The sequence below is a fragment of the Streptomyces sp. NPDC006476 genome (assembly GCF_040612015.1).
Classification (GTDB): domain Bacteria; phylum Actinomycetota; class Actinomycetes; order Streptomycetales; family Streptomycetaceae; genus Streptomyces; species Streptomyces griseorubiginosus_B.
Genome location: NZ_JBEXPK010000091.1, coordinates 17,914 through 30,665, shown reverse-complemented (window position 1 = coordinate 30,665; position 12,752 = coordinate 17,914). Strand labels below are relative to the sequence as shown.

Annotated in this window: 11 protein-coding genes and 3 pseudogenes; 8 read left to right on the top strand and 6 right to left on the bottom strand. The window is 68.7% G+C overall.

The window, feature by feature from the left end:
• Window positions 1-90 precede the first annotated feature (90 nt).
• Complete coding sequence (locus ABZZ74_RS46455; RefSeq protein ID WP_356950161.1) at window positions 91-1,299, bottom strand: helix-turn-helix domain-containing protein; 1,209 nt, start codon at window positions 1,297-1,299, stop codon at window positions 91-93.
• 286 nt (window positions 1,300-1,585) lie between these two features.
• Between ABZZ74_RS46455 and ABZZ74_RS46450 the strand changes: the two are divergent.
• A pseudogene (locus ABZZ74_RS46450) lies at window positions 1,586-1,753 on the top strand (IS256 family transposase); the annotation flags it as partial.
• Here the strand turns inward: ABZZ74_RS46450 and ABZZ74_RS46445 are convergent.
• A complete protein-coding gene (locus ABZZ74_RS46445) occupies window positions 1,740-2,273 on the bottom strand; it encodes a hypothetical protein (RefSeq protein ID WP_356950160.1) in 534 nt (177 codons plus the stop codon). The pseudogene ABZZ74_RS46450 and the gene ABZZ74_RS46445 sit on opposite strands and share 14 nt — an antisense overlap.
• Before the next feature lie 266 nt (window positions 2,274-2,539).
• Here ABZZ74_RS46445 and ABZZ74_RS46440 point away from each other — a divergent pair.
• The 3 genes and pseudogenes from ABZZ74_RS46440 to ABZZ74_RS46430 form a co-directional block, all read left to right on the top strand.
• Window positions 2,540-3,581: pseudogene (locus ABZZ74_RS46440) on the top strand (DUF6192 family protein); the annotation flags it as partial.
• A gap of 1,238 nt (window positions 3,582-4,819) precedes the next feature.
• The gene (locus ABZZ74_RS46435; RefSeq protein ID WP_356950159.1) at window positions 4,820-6,835 is read left to right on the top strand and encodes a glycosyl hydrolase; all 2,016 of its coding nucleotides are present in this window, start codon (window positions 4,820-4,822) and stop codon (window positions 6,833-6,835) included.
• 361 nt (window positions 6,836-7,196) lie between these two features.
• On the top strand, window positions 7,197-8,090 hold the full coding sequence (locus ABZZ74_RS46430; protein ID WP_356950158.1) for an alpha/beta hydrolase: 894 nt from the start codon (window positions 7,197-7,199) through the stop codon (window positions 8,088-8,090).
• Window positions 8,091-8,428: 338 nt separating this feature from the next.
• On the opposite strand, the gene ABZZ74_RS46425 is transcribed toward ABZZ74_RS46430, so the two are convergent.
• Genes ABZZ74_RS46425 through ABZZ74_RS46415 form a run of 3 tightly spaced genes read right to left on the bottom strand, consistent with a single transcriptional unit; the run spans window position 8,429 to window position 10,679 of the window.
• Window positions 8,429-8,986, bottom strand: coding sequence for an ABATE domain-containing protein (locus ABZZ74_RS46425; protein WP_356950157.1), 558 nt, complete (start codon window positions 8,984-8,986; stop codon window positions 8,429-8,431).
• A 35-nt stretch (window positions 8,987-9,021) separates the two neighbouring features.
• Window positions 9,022-10,215 (bottom strand): aminotransferase class I/II-fold pyridoxal phosphate-dependent enzyme, encoded by a 1,194-nt coding sequence (locus ABZZ74_RS46420; protein WP_356950156.1) that lies wholly within the window; start codon window positions 10,213-10,215, stop codon window positions 9,022-9,024.
• Window positions 10,212-10,679, bottom strand: a complete 468-nt coding sequence (locus ABZZ74_RS46415) for a DinB family protein (protein ID WP_356950155.1) — start codon at window positions 10,677-10,679, stop codon at window positions 10,212-10,214. Before ABZZ74_RS46415 ends, ABZZ74_RS46420 begins: the two co-directional genes overlap by 4 nt.
• Here ABZZ74_RS46415 and ABZZ74_RS46410 point away from each other — a divergent pair.
• The 3 genes and pseudogenes from ABZZ74_RS46410 to ABZZ74_RS46400 form a co-directional block, all read left to right on the top strand.
• A pseudogene (locus ABZZ74_RS46410) lies at window positions 10,585-11,214 on the top strand (DUF5946 family protein); the annotation flags it as partial. The gene ABZZ74_RS46415 and the pseudogene ABZZ74_RS46410 sit on opposite strands and share 95 nt — an antisense overlap.
• Window positions 11,215-11,320: 106 nt before the next feature.
• Entirely contained in the window at window positions 11,321-11,482 is a 162-nt protein-coding gene (locus ABZZ74_RS46405; protein ID WP_356950165.1) for a hypothetical protein, read from the top strand.
• Window positions 11,479-11,691, top strand: coding sequence for a helix-turn-helix transcriptional regulator (locus tag ABZZ74_RS46400; protein WP_356950163.1), 213 nt, complete (start codon window positions 11,479-11,481; stop codon window positions 11,689-11,691). Before ABZZ74_RS46405 ends, ABZZ74_RS46400 begins: the two co-directional genes overlap by 4 nt.
• Window positions 11,692-11,962: 271 nt before the next feature.
• Here ABZZ74_RS46400 and ABZZ74_RS46395 read toward each other — a convergent pair whose 3' ends face one another.
• Entirely contained in the window at window positions 11,963-12,088 is a 126-nt protein-coding gene (locus tag ABZZ74_RS46395; protein ID WP_356950164.1) for a hypothetical protein, read from the bottom strand.
• Here ABZZ74_RS46395 and ABZZ74_RS46390 point away from each other — a divergent pair.
• Complete coding sequence (locus tag ABZZ74_RS46390; protein WP_356950162.1) at window positions 12,072-12,554, top strand: hypothetical protein; 483 nt, start codon at window positions 12,072-12,074, stop codon at window positions 12,552-12,554. The two genes, ABZZ74_RS46395 and ABZZ74_RS46390, sit on opposite strands and share 17 nt — an antisense overlap.
• Window positions 12,555-12,752: the final 198 nt, after the last annotated feature.

Genomic DNA, 12,752 nt, shown 5'->3' with positions numbered 1-12,752 from the left:
GTAGGCACTACCGGCCAGGCTGCGCCCGGCCGGCAACCCACGACAACTTGCGAGCGAGGCCCGGGCCCACGACCGGCACCTACATACCGTCTAGTCGAAGGCGTCCGGCCGCCCCGAGGCCGACTGTATGTCCGGGGCGACGGCCTCCCATGTGACGGCGAGCAGCACGAGGGTGCGGTCCCGCTGGTCCTTGAGCGACAGTCCGGTCAGCTTCTCGATCCGGCCCATCCGGTACAGCAGCGTGTTGCGGTGCACCGGCAGCGCGGCCGCTGCCGCAGTGCTGTCGAAGCCGTGGACGGCGAGGCACCGCAGAGTGTCCGCCAGATCCACGGCTTCGGCCCGCTCCAGCGGACCGAAGACCCGCCGGACGATCCGGTCGGAGGCTTCCGGGGAGTCGGCCAGCAGGAGTTCGGGCAGGTAGTCGTCGGCGCGTACCCGGCCCCGGCGTCCGGACCGGGCCGCGATCGCGAGCAACGCGCGCAGGCCGTCGACCGCCGCGCCGAGCCGGTCGCGGGCTAGTGGCGGGTCCTGGGCCAGGATCAGCCGCGGGTCTTCGAGAAACGCCTCCCAGCCGAACCCGGACGGTGTCAGCCCGGTCACTCGGACCCCCTCGGTGAACGCGAGTGCCCCTGCCGTGCGCAGCCGCGACGCGAGAGCGGCGTGCGAGGCGACCGTGGCCCCGGCCAGCCGGGCGGCGAACGGACGGTACGGTTCCGTCAGATCGAACCCGAGCCGGGCGGCCCGGTCCCGGTCCTCGATCGTGACCGGCAGCCGCGCGCACAACCGGTCGAACAAGGCTCGGGCGCGCCGGTCTCCGGCCGTGGACGGCGCGTCCTGCTGGTCGGCGTAGGCCCGCGCGAACACGTCCACCACCAGGTCGAGGTAGTCCTCCAGACAGCCCCAGACCGTGTCCCACTCCGCGACGAGCACCGCCCGGTCCTCGTCACCCGCCAGGTCGAGCAGTGCTTCCCAGAACATCCGCGCACCACGGCGGTAGACCAGGATGCTGTCCTCGATCGGCTGGCCGGCGACAGCTCGGGCGCGCAGGAACTCGTGCAGCTCGGAACGGAGGTAACTGTCCGGCGGGATCCCGTTGACCATCCAGCGCAGTATGAGGTCGACGTTCCAGCGCACCACGGCCGTCCGGTCCACCGGCCACTCGAACCGGGTGTAGGCCGGCAACCGGCCGAACCCGGCCTCCATCCGGCGCACCACGACGCCGACGTCGAAGCGCTCCAGAACACGCCGCAGTTCACCACCGCCTGCCGTACCCGCACCGGGCGGGGGAAGCGCATTCACGGATCCGATCCTTCCACATCCGTGTGCCCGTCCGGGCCCTGGATACCTGAGCGCTCCGGGACCCGTCGAGCCCCTGACATCCTCGAACGACTCCCCAGGCGCCGCCCCGCCGGAGCGACACTCGCCTGTGCGACTCTGCCCACGCGCTCATCGGTGCCGCGGCCAGTCCGGATCAGCTCGGACGGCAACCAGTTTGTGGCTCACAATGCCATCGACGACCTAGCCGCCAAGCACTTGTCGGGGAGGGGCCCGCCGGCACGGACTCAGACGCCATCCGCTTGTCGATGGTGCTGGCTCCAGTGCTGCCGCCCTGGCTATGGTCTTCAAACTGGTCGAGTCCGCCCGGGCCCGCTGGCGGTCCGTGAACGCACCCCGCCTCGTCCCCCTCGTCCGCGCCGGAGCCCGCTTCGAACGTGGCCACCTCGTCGAACGCGGCGAGGTCACCGCAGCCTGAGGGTTTGTGAAGAACGAGCGGGCAACGGCCAACGCAACGTGACGCTGCCGCCTGCCGGTAGCGGGTGCCAGCGCGCTGCGAAGTCGTCGAGACGGGCCAGGATGCGCTCGACAAGCTGCGACTCGCCGATGCCTGGCTCCATCGAGGAGAACCAGTCAGGAAGACTCGAGCGCTGGCCCGCTCGCAACTGCCACAACGGCTCGCACAGGGAGGCCAATGTCTCGGATCGAGCCATGTCGGCGTGCTCGGCCTTGCTCGGCCGCCGCTTCGCTTCCCGACGTGCCCGGCGCTTCCTAATCACAGGATCGGTCGCCCAGAAGATAATGCTTTGTCCGGCTGCAATCCGGCCAAACACACCGCCGGACAGGCCCGCCTCGGCCTCAACCAGGAAGTGCACGGCGTCATGCGGCAGGTAGTCGTCATAGCCTGGCCCCTGCCGCGGCGCCAACTGCGGACCGCGTTCCCGAACGACGGTCATCCGATAACGGCGCCCGGGCACCTTGGTGAACGTCACGTCCATGCTCGGCACGGTACCCACCGTTGCCGGAAGATCGCATGCAATTACCCCGTGGCAGGTCCAGACTCGGACTTTGGCCCCCGCGACCCAGAGGATTTGACAATTGCTCGGCATTGGGTCCGTGACATGCCACAACCAGGGTCACTTCGTGGTCAATTGCGGTCGTTCGTTGTGATCATAGGATTTTCGGTCTGACTCTCGGGTTCATGAGGCGAGCCGGATCTCGCACGGTCAACTGCCGTGCAAGGCCTGCCGGTTGGTGGTGAACCATGCCCGAAGAGATTGAGCAGAGCGACGACGCCCGGGTGGGCAGCGTCAGCGCGAACCGTTATGCGGAGACCGTGGCTGAGCTGCGGGAACTGGTGAAAACGGCCAGTCGCATCCTGTTCAAGGTCGGCGATTACGCGCTGGAGATCGAGCCGATGCGCGAGCGCGGCGGGGCGGTGCCGGCCGACGGACTGTTCACGGTGAAGGAGTCGCTGTTCCGTCTGGCCGAGGACATCGGGATGTCCTCCTACACGGTGAAGCAGGCCCGGCAGACCGCGTCGAAGTGGCCGGAGGACCGCCGGGTCGCGGAGGTGTCCTTCGCTGTCCACAACATCCTCGCGTCGCTCGCCGACGAGGAGGAGCGGCTCGCGACGATCCTCACGTCGCCGCCGGGCAGGTCACGCTGGACGCCGGACGAGGCAAAGCGCCGCACCGGCCGTCAGGTCGACAAGCCGGTCACGCCGTAGGAGAAGATCAGCGCAATCCACACCTCGCCAAGGACGAGGAGGTCGCGGCGACGGTGACCGGGGATCTCCTGCGGCGTCCGGCCGTGGTCGCCCAGGTCAAGCCCGAGAACAAGGTGAGGGCGGCGGAACAGCTGTCCCGCGAGGACGACGTCACCGCCGCGATCGCCCGGACATCCTGCGCCGCCCCGCGGTCGTCGCGAAGGTCACGCCGGCCGACAAGGTGAAGGTCGTCGAGGAGCTGACCAGGGACTAGAGCGTCGCGACCGAGGTGACGACGGGCCTGCTGCGCCGTCCGGACGCCGCGTTCAAGGCGATGGGCGACGACACTGCCCGTCACCAGGTCAACCGCGCCCAGGTCGAACGCGGCCAGCAGGCCCGCGAGGCCTTCGAGGAGAACATCCAGCTCGCGCCGGCGATCCGTGCGATCGACCGGTCGGTCGAGTTCCTCGACCTGGTCACCGCCTGCCACGCGTTCGTCGCGGCGTCCGCCCGGGTCGTCCCGGGCCTGCGCGACCGCCAGCTCGGCGACGACGAACGCGTCATCATCCACGAGAACGTCGCCCGCGTCCGCGCCACCTTCTCTGAACTAAGGGCTGCAGCCTCAATGCACTGTCGTGGGGTCGCGGCTTCACTTGTCCATGTGGCGATCTGCCCGAAGGTGGGCATGCCGAGGTGCACGACGGTCGACCTTCGCCGCTCCTCAGCGTCCAGTTGGTTGAGCTTCTCTTCTGCGCCGGCGAGGCTGACGCGGAGTCCTTCCACTTCGCCGAGCCACCCCTCCTGTTCCGCTTCGGCAACCCGGGCGATGTCACACCAGTCCACCTGACCTACAAGCTTCACTGCACACCGCTCCATGGACGGAACACCACCCTTGCTTCCGTCCGGGCGAATAGGGAGGGAACGAACGGGGAGGTCGATCGTCAATGACTCTCCGCAAGGGGCGGTTGGCCAAGACGAGCCGGACTCTTTCTTTTTTCCTCAACTTCTAGTCGAATAGCGTCACTTGAAGCACACGTGTGTCGTGCGTTGCGGATGTCCCTGACCAGGACTCCATCTACCTGCAGCCGACCGCGTCACGGGAAGGACTCCCCACAAGTGACCTACAGACCCTGGATGCTCGGGGCAGCGGCGACCAGTGTCGCCCTTGCCGCGGTGGCAGCCAAGTTCTCGGCCGCGATGGCGGGCCACGAGGGTGCACTGACTGCGGCCGTGGACCGGCACGATTCGATGGACCACGCCGAGCACGACCACGACTTGGCGCCAACACCGAGATCAAGATTGTCAAGGCGTCCAATGACGTCTCCACGATCTTGCTCAATGTCGGCCCGGCGGTGAAGTACGCCCTCCGACCGAGAAGCCACGGCCAGCGGCAACCTCGGACAGCGGCCGTGGCCGGTCCCCGCGGCACCCCGATCACCGGGGCCCTGGCCACCCTTTCCGACTCCTCGTGCCCTTCGGAGCCCATGGGGATGACATCACGGCCGATGCAGTCCTCGCATCGTGCCCACGCTCGTCGTCTTCCCTGTTCCTCCAGCGTTGCACCTGCACCGGGCCGCGCGAGGCGCCACGAAGCAGTCCGGACCGGGTTCACGGCTCTGGGCCGCAGACCTGGGAGTGGAAGACGGCTCGTCCCCGGAGTGCGACGACTGTTCGGCGGCCGACTGAGCAGGCCGAGTCGCCGACTGTCCAAAGCCACCTGCACCCGACCCGGCATCAGGGCAACGGCGACCAGACGCCGCCCCTCGGCGCGGTGCACCCCGGCCCCCGGGGTCACGTCCCCTTGGCGAGAGATCGCCACGTCAAACGGAGACATACATGCCCAGCTCTCCCCTGAACCGTCGCACGTTCATCCTCCTCGGTGCCACGGTCGCCGCGGCAGCCGGCGCCCGAACATCGGTGGCCGCCGCGGCGACCTCCCCCACGGCGCTCGCCGGCGCGCCAACGCCGGTCCGGATCGTCGACGACGAGGCGACCCCCGCCACCCGCGCGCTGTTCGCATACCTGAAGCGGCAGCAGGGCAAAGGCATCCTGTTCGGTCACCAGCACGACCTCACCTATGGCTTCACCTTCACCACCCCCGACGGCAGGGCGTCCGACACCAGGGCGGCGGTGGGCGACTACCCCGCGGTCTTCGGCTGGGACACCCTCATCCTCGACGGCGACGAGCGTCCCGGCGCCGAGGGCGGGACCGAAGCCGAGAACATCGCCGCGCTCAGCTGGTGCATCCGGCAGGGGGACGCATGCGGCGGGATCAACACCCTCAGCGCTCACATGCCGAACTTCGTCACCGGCAAGGACTTCTACGACACAACGGGCCGAGTGGTCAGCCAGATCCTTCCCGGAGGCGCGAAGCACGCGGAATTCAACACCTTCCTCGACCGCATCGCGAAGGCGGTCAAGGGCGCACGGCGGTCGGACGGCACCGCGATCCCGGTCGTCTTGCGCCCCTTCCACGAGAACAACGGAGCCTGGTTCTGGTGGGGCGCCGGCCACACGTCCTCGGCCGCGTTCATCGAGCTGTTCCGCTACACCGTCGAGTACCTGCGCGACACCAGGGGCGTCCACAACCTGCTCTACGCCTACTCGCCCAACTCGAGTTTCGCAGGCGACCCGGCCGGCTACCTGAAGACCTACCCCGGCGATCGTTTCGTCGATGTCCTCGGCTACGACTCGTACGACGAAAACGCCGGACCGACCCCCTGGCTGGACGGTGTGGTGAAGGATCTGGCGATGGTGGTCCGGCTGGCGAACGAGCGAGGCAAGGCTCCGGCCTTCACCGAGTTCGGGGAGGGCGGCACCGAGGTCCGCAACCTTCAGTGGTTCACCCAGCTGCTGCAGGCCGTCGAGGCGGACCCGCTGGCCCGTCAGGTGACGTACATGCTCACCTGGGCCAACTTCGGAGGCACCAAGCGTGCTTATGTGCCGTATCCGGGCCACGTCCTGCTCCCAGACTTCGTCAGGTACCACCAGGATCCCTACACCCTGTTCGCCGCCGATCTCCGAGGGGTGTACTCCGCTCGCACCACCGCTGTCAGGAACGCCCCGTTCCTGCACCTCGTGACCCCTACGGACCGGCAGCGCGTAGCGGCCTCCACGACCACCGTCCGGGTGCGTGTCACGCCCGCGAGGGCGAGCCGGGTCACCTACTCCGTTAACGGCGGACGCGCCAGACGACTGTGCTTCGACGCCGACGGCTTCTATTCGGGCGACTGGTCGATCGACCCGGCCTTGCGGAACAACCGCTCAGTGACCCTCACCGTGAGCACGCGGTTGGACGGCAAGACGCTCACCGACTCGGCCGTGGTCCTCCTCGGCGAGGTCGCACCCCTGCCTGCCGGCTGGGTCGACGACTTCGAGGGATACGCCGGAGACGACACCGCCCTGAGCCAGGCGTACACCCATGTCAACTCCCACACACTCACCCTGTCGGCCGACCACAAGTCTTCGGGCTCCTACGGACTGGCCTACGCGTACGACTTCACCGGCGCCGAGTACACCGGCGCAGGCAAGCCGGTCGACGCGGACTGGTCCGCCTTCACGTCCCTTGCGCTGTGGCTGCGGGGCGACGGTTCCGCAAACGGCGGGGCACTCCAGATCGTCGCTGGCGGTGTCGATTTCTGGTACCAGGTTCCGCTGTCCGACACGAGCGGGCAGGAGGTCAGGGCACCCTTCAGCGAGTTCACGCCCGCTCCCTGGGACACCGCACACGCCGGAGCCGTGCTCGACGCGGCTCACCTCGCCGAGGTCACGGCGTTCAATCTGTACCTCGTCCATGGGAGCGGTGCGGCGACCAAGGGCATCGTGCACGTGGACAACATCAGAGCCGAATGACACTGGCCCGCCATAACCTCCTGCCGGATGACACACCCGGCGCGGGCCACCGCCGCCCGAGTCCCCTTGCGCCGAGATCACGCTCCCCTGCGCGGACCGCGCCGGACGGTCCGCGTGCCCGGGTCTCGTGGCTCTATCCCGCAGCCAAAATCTCCAGTGGGGCCGAAGCATTCACAGCCTTCCTCGACGACCTGGAGTCGGCTCACTCCACTGTCACCGACACGAATCGGTGGGTCGCTACGGCTGGAGCGTCCATCCTCCCTTCGGCAGTCGGCTCGTGGTTGCCCCTTGCGTGATCAGCGAAGAGCGCCCATCATCAGGAATCCTGATACTTTAAGTTTGTAGCGATGAGGTTCCAGCCATGTCATTCAGCCCCAGAATCCAGGCCAGAGGGGTTCAGCTGCTGCTCGGCCGAATGATGAGCCGCGTGCACAAGGATCTACGCTTCACCGACATCCCGAAGCGTACGGAATCCATCCGAGTCGAGACCGGCGCCGGGCCGGTGACGTGCACCGTCTACCGCCCGTCGGCCGCCGCCGCTGCCCCTGCCCCCGTATACGTCAACTTCCACGGCGGCGGGTTCGTGATCGCCCGCCCCCAGCAGGACGACCACATCTGCCGCTACATAGCCGCCACAGCCAGCTGCGTGGTGATCAACGTGGACTACGCCGTCGCCCCGCAGCGGCCGTACCCCGTAGCCGTCACCCAGGCGCACGACGTCATCGCCTGGGCGGCCGAGAACGGCACCGCCAACAACTGGGACGGCTCGCGACTCGCCGTGGGCGGACACAGCGCCGGGGCCAACCTGACCGCCGCAGTCTGCCGCACCGCTCGGGACCGCGGCACCTTCACGCCCCGCCTCCAGATCATCGACTCGGCACCGCTTGACCAGCTCGCCGACCCGGCCACCAAGCAGTCACCCATCGTCAAGCCCCTGCTCACCCCTCAGCTCATGCGGGTCTTCACCGCCGCCTACGTCCCTGATCCCGCCGACCTCGCCCATCCGCTGGTGTCGCCCGGCCTGGCAGACGACCTCGCCGGGCTGCCGCCCGCCCTGGTCATCACCGCGGAGAACGACCGCCTGCGCGACGAGGGCGATGCATACGCCAAGGCCCTGGAAGCTGCCGGCGTTCCGGTCACCCACCGTTGCTTCGAGGGGGTCGACCACTACTTCACCCACACCGGCCCGGTACCGGCCGCGAAGGAAGCCATCGATCTAATGGCCACCACCCTGCGCACGGCACTCACCGCCTGACCGCCGACAGGGTCCGACCACCCTTGTGACAATCTGCTGCCTTGGTGACATCTATCGCGCTTCGGCTCACCTCATCAGCGAGATCACGATCTACAGCTGGAGTATTAATACTCCAGCAGCACTTTGACGTTTTCCCTGCTCAGGGGCGGTTTGGGTGAGTGTAGTGGGCCGGTTGTCGGCCCGTGTTCTCTTTCCCGGACCGCCCCTCGATCGTGTGCAGTCGCCGCTGATAGTGACAGCGGTCTGCGTCTCGCCGCGTGCGAAGCGCGGCGGGTTCTAAGCCGCGGCCACCGGTACGGCAGGACTCCCACCTGGCGGCATGCGACGCCGGGAAGCAGTCAGCGTGCCGCCTGCTGCCGCTTGCGGTAGTTGGCCACCTTGTGTCGGTTCCCGCACTCGGCCATGCCGCACCAGCGCCGGTTGGCGGATCGCGACAGGTCCACGAACAGCCGGGTGCAGTCCTCGTTGAGGCACTCCCGCACGCGGGCGAAGTCGGTGCCGCCCAGAAGGTCCACCGCGTCCCGTGCCACCGCGCCGAGCACCTCGTCGATGCCTCCGGTACGTGTCAGGCGACCGTCCTCGTCGAGTTGGAGCCTCGGCAGCGGCAGCCGGGCCGTCTCGTTCACCTCGGCGAGGGCTTCCCGCACCTCGCTGTCCGCGGGCGGTGTCAGGGGCCATGCGCCAACCAGCGCGTACACCGCTTCCCTGAGACGGCACATTCTCGACAGGGCGCGTGCGTCCAGAGGGCCGGGCGCGTCGAGCAGTCCGGCCTGCTGGATCCAGCGTCGCAGGTCGTCGGGGGAACGCAGCAGTTCGGTGCGTCGGCTTCGTCGCCAGAGTAGCGTGCCCGCGAGGTCCAGGGAGAGCCGCCCGCTGACGAAGACGAATTCATCCACACGGCCATGGTGCCAGGTGGCGTCCGGCACCGTCGTCACCCCTCTCGCCCGCCCAGTGCGTCGACGACCCGGCCCAGGATCTCGTCGAGCACCTGCTGCGAGGTGGCGAAGTTCAGCCGTACGAACCCCTCGGCGTCCGGACCGAAGGGCGTGCCGCCGTCGAGCAGGACCCGGCCGTCCCTGAGCACCTTCTCCACCGGCGGTTCGTCCAGGCCGAGCGGCCGGGTGTCCAGCCATGCCAGGTACGTGGCCTCGGGCAGGTGGTGGCGGACGGACGGGAGCCGGTCACGTACCACGTCGCGGACGCGCCGGCGATTGCGGTCCAGCACGGTCAAAAGATCGCGCTGCCAGGCGTCGCCGTGCTCCCACGCGGCCAGGGTAGCGACCACACCGAGCGGTGAGACGGTGCCGTACAGGTCGGGTGGCTGGGCGTCCCGCAGCGCGAGGAGACGGTCCGGGCCGTAGTGCGTGACGGCACAGCGGATGGCCGCCAGGTTGAACGCCTTGGTCGCGGAGGTCAGGGTCACCGTGCGGCGCGCGGCGTCGTCGGACAGGCTCGCGAAGGGGATGTGTCGGTGGCGGGCGTAGGTCAGCTCGGCGTGGATCTCGTCGCTGATGACGAGCAGATCGTGGCGTCGCGCGATGGCCGCGAACTCGCCGAGTTCGTCGTGCGTCAGGACCCGGCCGGTGGGGTTGTGGGGGTTGACCAGGACGAGTGCCTTGCAGCCGGACCGCTTCACCGCGGTGTCCATGGCGGCGAAGTCCATCCGCCAGCCGTCGTCGGTGTCCTTCATCGGGATGGGCACGATTCGCCGGTTCATCGTCCGCAACGTCGTCAGGAACGGCGGGTAGTTGGGAATTTGCACCGCCACCGCGTCCCCGTCCGACGTCGCGAGGTGAAGGACGAGTTGCAGACACTGGATCAGGTCGGTCTGCTCACGCACCCGGTGGGCCGACGCGGCCCATCCATAGCGCTCGGCCATCCGCTTGGCGAAGGCCGTACGCAGCGGACTGCCGTCTGGCCAGTCCGGGTAACCGAGATCGCGGCAGCCGACGGCATCGTGCAGCGCGGCCACCACCGGCGGCGGGGTGGGGAAGTCCATGTCGGCCACCCACGCCGACAGGACATCCTCCTCCGGACGGTGCCATTTCACGCTGCCGCGAGCGCGCAGCCAGCCGGGGTCGAGGTCGTCGAAGCCGGGAATTCCCCGAGCAGGTGCGGGCTTCATGCCGGGGCCTCCGCCCGCAGCAGATCGCGGGTGATCTGAACCTGCCCGTGATGCTGGGCCAGTTCCTCCAGTACGTGAAGCTGGACGCCCCGCACGCTCAGGGGACGATCAGGGCCCTCGTGGTCGGCAGGCGGCGTGTTGCGCGGGGGCTGCGACGGCAGCGCCTGGCGCAGGTCTGCTTCCAGACGCGTGAAGAGAGCGTCGACCTCCCTCCGCAGGCGCCGCACGTCCCCCTTCGCCGTGAACTCGGAGGACCGGTCGCGGTCGACGCGGCGCCCCGCGATCACGTGCCCCAGCCAGTAGTCGGCCACCGCCGTGCAGTGGTACGCGATGGCGTACGGGGAGTTGGCGCCGGGCAGGTGCGGCGCGGTGTTGCCAAGGTCATCACCCAGTTCTTCCAGCGCGCCGAGCATCCCGTCGAAGGCGCGGCGAAGAAAGTACAGGTACTCGTCGTGCTCGTGCACCTTGCCTCCTATCGGTCAGGAGTACCAGCATCGGCCAGAGGAAGACACCTGTCAAGATGGTGTCTTATCGGCTGATCGGCGTGGCTTCTATGCTGTACTTACTGGAGTAAGGACTGCCGGACGAGTTGTCCGCCAGGCGCAATGTAACCGGGTTGAGCAGTGTCTCCAAGTCGCGGCTGCTCCGTCGGCGGCGCACTGGCTGGGCGCCGCGTCGCCTCCGGAGGTGCGCCTGCTGCATGTCGACTGCTTCGCCGTGCAGCACCCTGCGGGCGCGGAGCACGACCGTCGCCAGCGTCAGTCGGTGGCCGTCCACCTGACCGCGCTGTGCCTCTTCCACGAGTACGGCATCACGGCGGAACAGGTTGTCCGCTGCCGCAACCGCATCAGTCAGGCGGTGCTGCCTCGTCTCGGCTTGGCCGATTGGCCTCACCGCAGACAACCACCCTCCTTGGGCACCATCACCGACGCCGACCTTTGCCACGGGTGGCATGCGGGCGAGACAGAGCCGACGATGACCTGGCTCAAGGAGTGCTGGCAGGCGTGGTCCCTGCACCACTCCACCGTCCGCACTTGGGCACAGGCTTTTCGGACGAGCAGTGGGCGGTGCTGGAGCCCCTGTTGCCGAGGGCGGTGGACCGGAGTTGCCGGTCGACTCGCTCCTGATCGTGGAGATCCTCACGCGCGTGGGGGAGCGTTACTCCATCGCCATCCCTGCCGACCGCCAGTCGGCCGAGGCCACCCCGTCCGTGCGGGCCTTCGCCCGCGCGGTGCGGGAGGCCGTCATCGAAAGGCAGCAATCATGACCCATTCCCCCTCCGATGCCCGTGCTCGCGACCCCGAGCTCACCCAGCTCGGCGAGCGGCTGAAGAAGACCCGTGACTACCTCAACATGTCGCAGCAGTTCGTCTCCGACAACACCGGCATCCCCCGTTCGGCGATCAGCGACATCGAGCGCGGCGAGCGGCGGGTGGACAGCCTGGAGCTGAAGAAGCTCGCCCGCCTGTACCGGTAGCCGGTCGCCTACTTCCTGGCCGAGGAGGAGAACGCGGACGCCGGCGAGTACGCCCTCGCCGGACTGCCCCGTGCGCTCGCCCAGTTGACCGACGGTGATCAGAAAACGGTGATGGAGTTCGCCGAGTACCTCTCGCTGCGACGCGCGGCGGAGAAGGAACAGGAAGGCTCCGAGGACCAGGGCACGGAGCGGTGAACTGGGGGGTGGCGCACCGCATCGCCGGGATCGCGTCCGCCCAGGCCCACCGCGACCTGGGCATCGAGCGTAGCTGTTACGTCCCTGTCCACCAGGCGTTGAGGACGGCCGGGTTGGTGGGCATGGCGCAGCCGATGCCGCGCCTGTTCGGGGTCTCCTTCTCCCCCGCCGACAACGGGCCGGCCGTGCTGCTCAACGCCAACCTGAACATCGTCACCCAGCGGCACACCGCGGCCCACGAGCTCGGGCATCACGTCCTGCACCACCGTACGGCGGCCGATGACGACCTCAGTCCGGCGCTGCGGTGGGGCAACGGCAGCTGGCCGGACGAGGAGAAGACCGCCGAGGCGTTCGCCGCTGGTTCCTCATACCGCGCCCGGCGGTGCTGGCCGGTCTCGACCGGATCTGCCGGGGACAGCCGGCCAGTCCGGAGCACGTGTACCGGCTGGCGAGGCAGCTGGGCACCTCGTACGCGGGCACGGTGCGGCACCTGCAGAACCTCCGTCTGCTGGACGCCGACCGGACCCGCCAGTGGGCGAAGATCTCCCCGGCCGCGCTCCGCAGCTCTCTGGCGGGCGGGGCGGTCCTGCCCGCGGATGCCCAGGTCCACGTCGTCACCACCGCTTCCCACCTGCAGCGGGTGCACGCCGACGTCGGTGATGTGCTGATCGCCCACGGCGCCGGGGCCGCGTTCCTCGTACTGCCCAAGGGACTGGCCCGCTGGACGGACACACCACCGCCGGCCGAGCCGGCCGCTCCGCGCGCCGGCCCGTCCCGCCCGCCCTTCCCTTCTTCTTGTCTGGGAGGGGCGTGGAGGTGTGCAGAGGGGGGTGTCGGCCTGCCGACCACGCCGGAAAGGCATGGTG

Excerpts from the sequence above, each read along its gene's own strand:
- ABZZ74_RS46445 (WP_356950160.1), bottom strand. The coding sequence starts at position 2,273 with ATGGACGTGACGTTCACCAAGGTGCCCGGGCGCCGTTATCGGATGACC.
- ABZZ74_RS46435 (WP_356950159.1), top strand. The coding sequence starts at position 4,820 with ATGCCCAGCTCTCCCCTGAACCGTCGCACGTTCATCCTCCTCGGTGCC.
- ABZZ74_RS46430 (WP_356950158.1), top strand. The coding sequence starts at position 7,197 with ATGTCATTCAGCCCCAGAATCCAGGCCAGAGGGGTTCAGCTGCTGCTC.
- ABZZ74_RS46420 (WP_356950156.1), bottom strand. The coding sequence starts at position 10,215 with ATGAAGCCCGCACCTGCTCGGGGAATTCCCGGCTTCGACGACCTCGAC.
- ABZZ74_RS46400 (WP_356950163.1), top strand. The coding sequence starts at position 11,479 with ATGACCCATTCCCCCTCCGATGCCCGTGCTCGCGACCCCGAGCTCACC.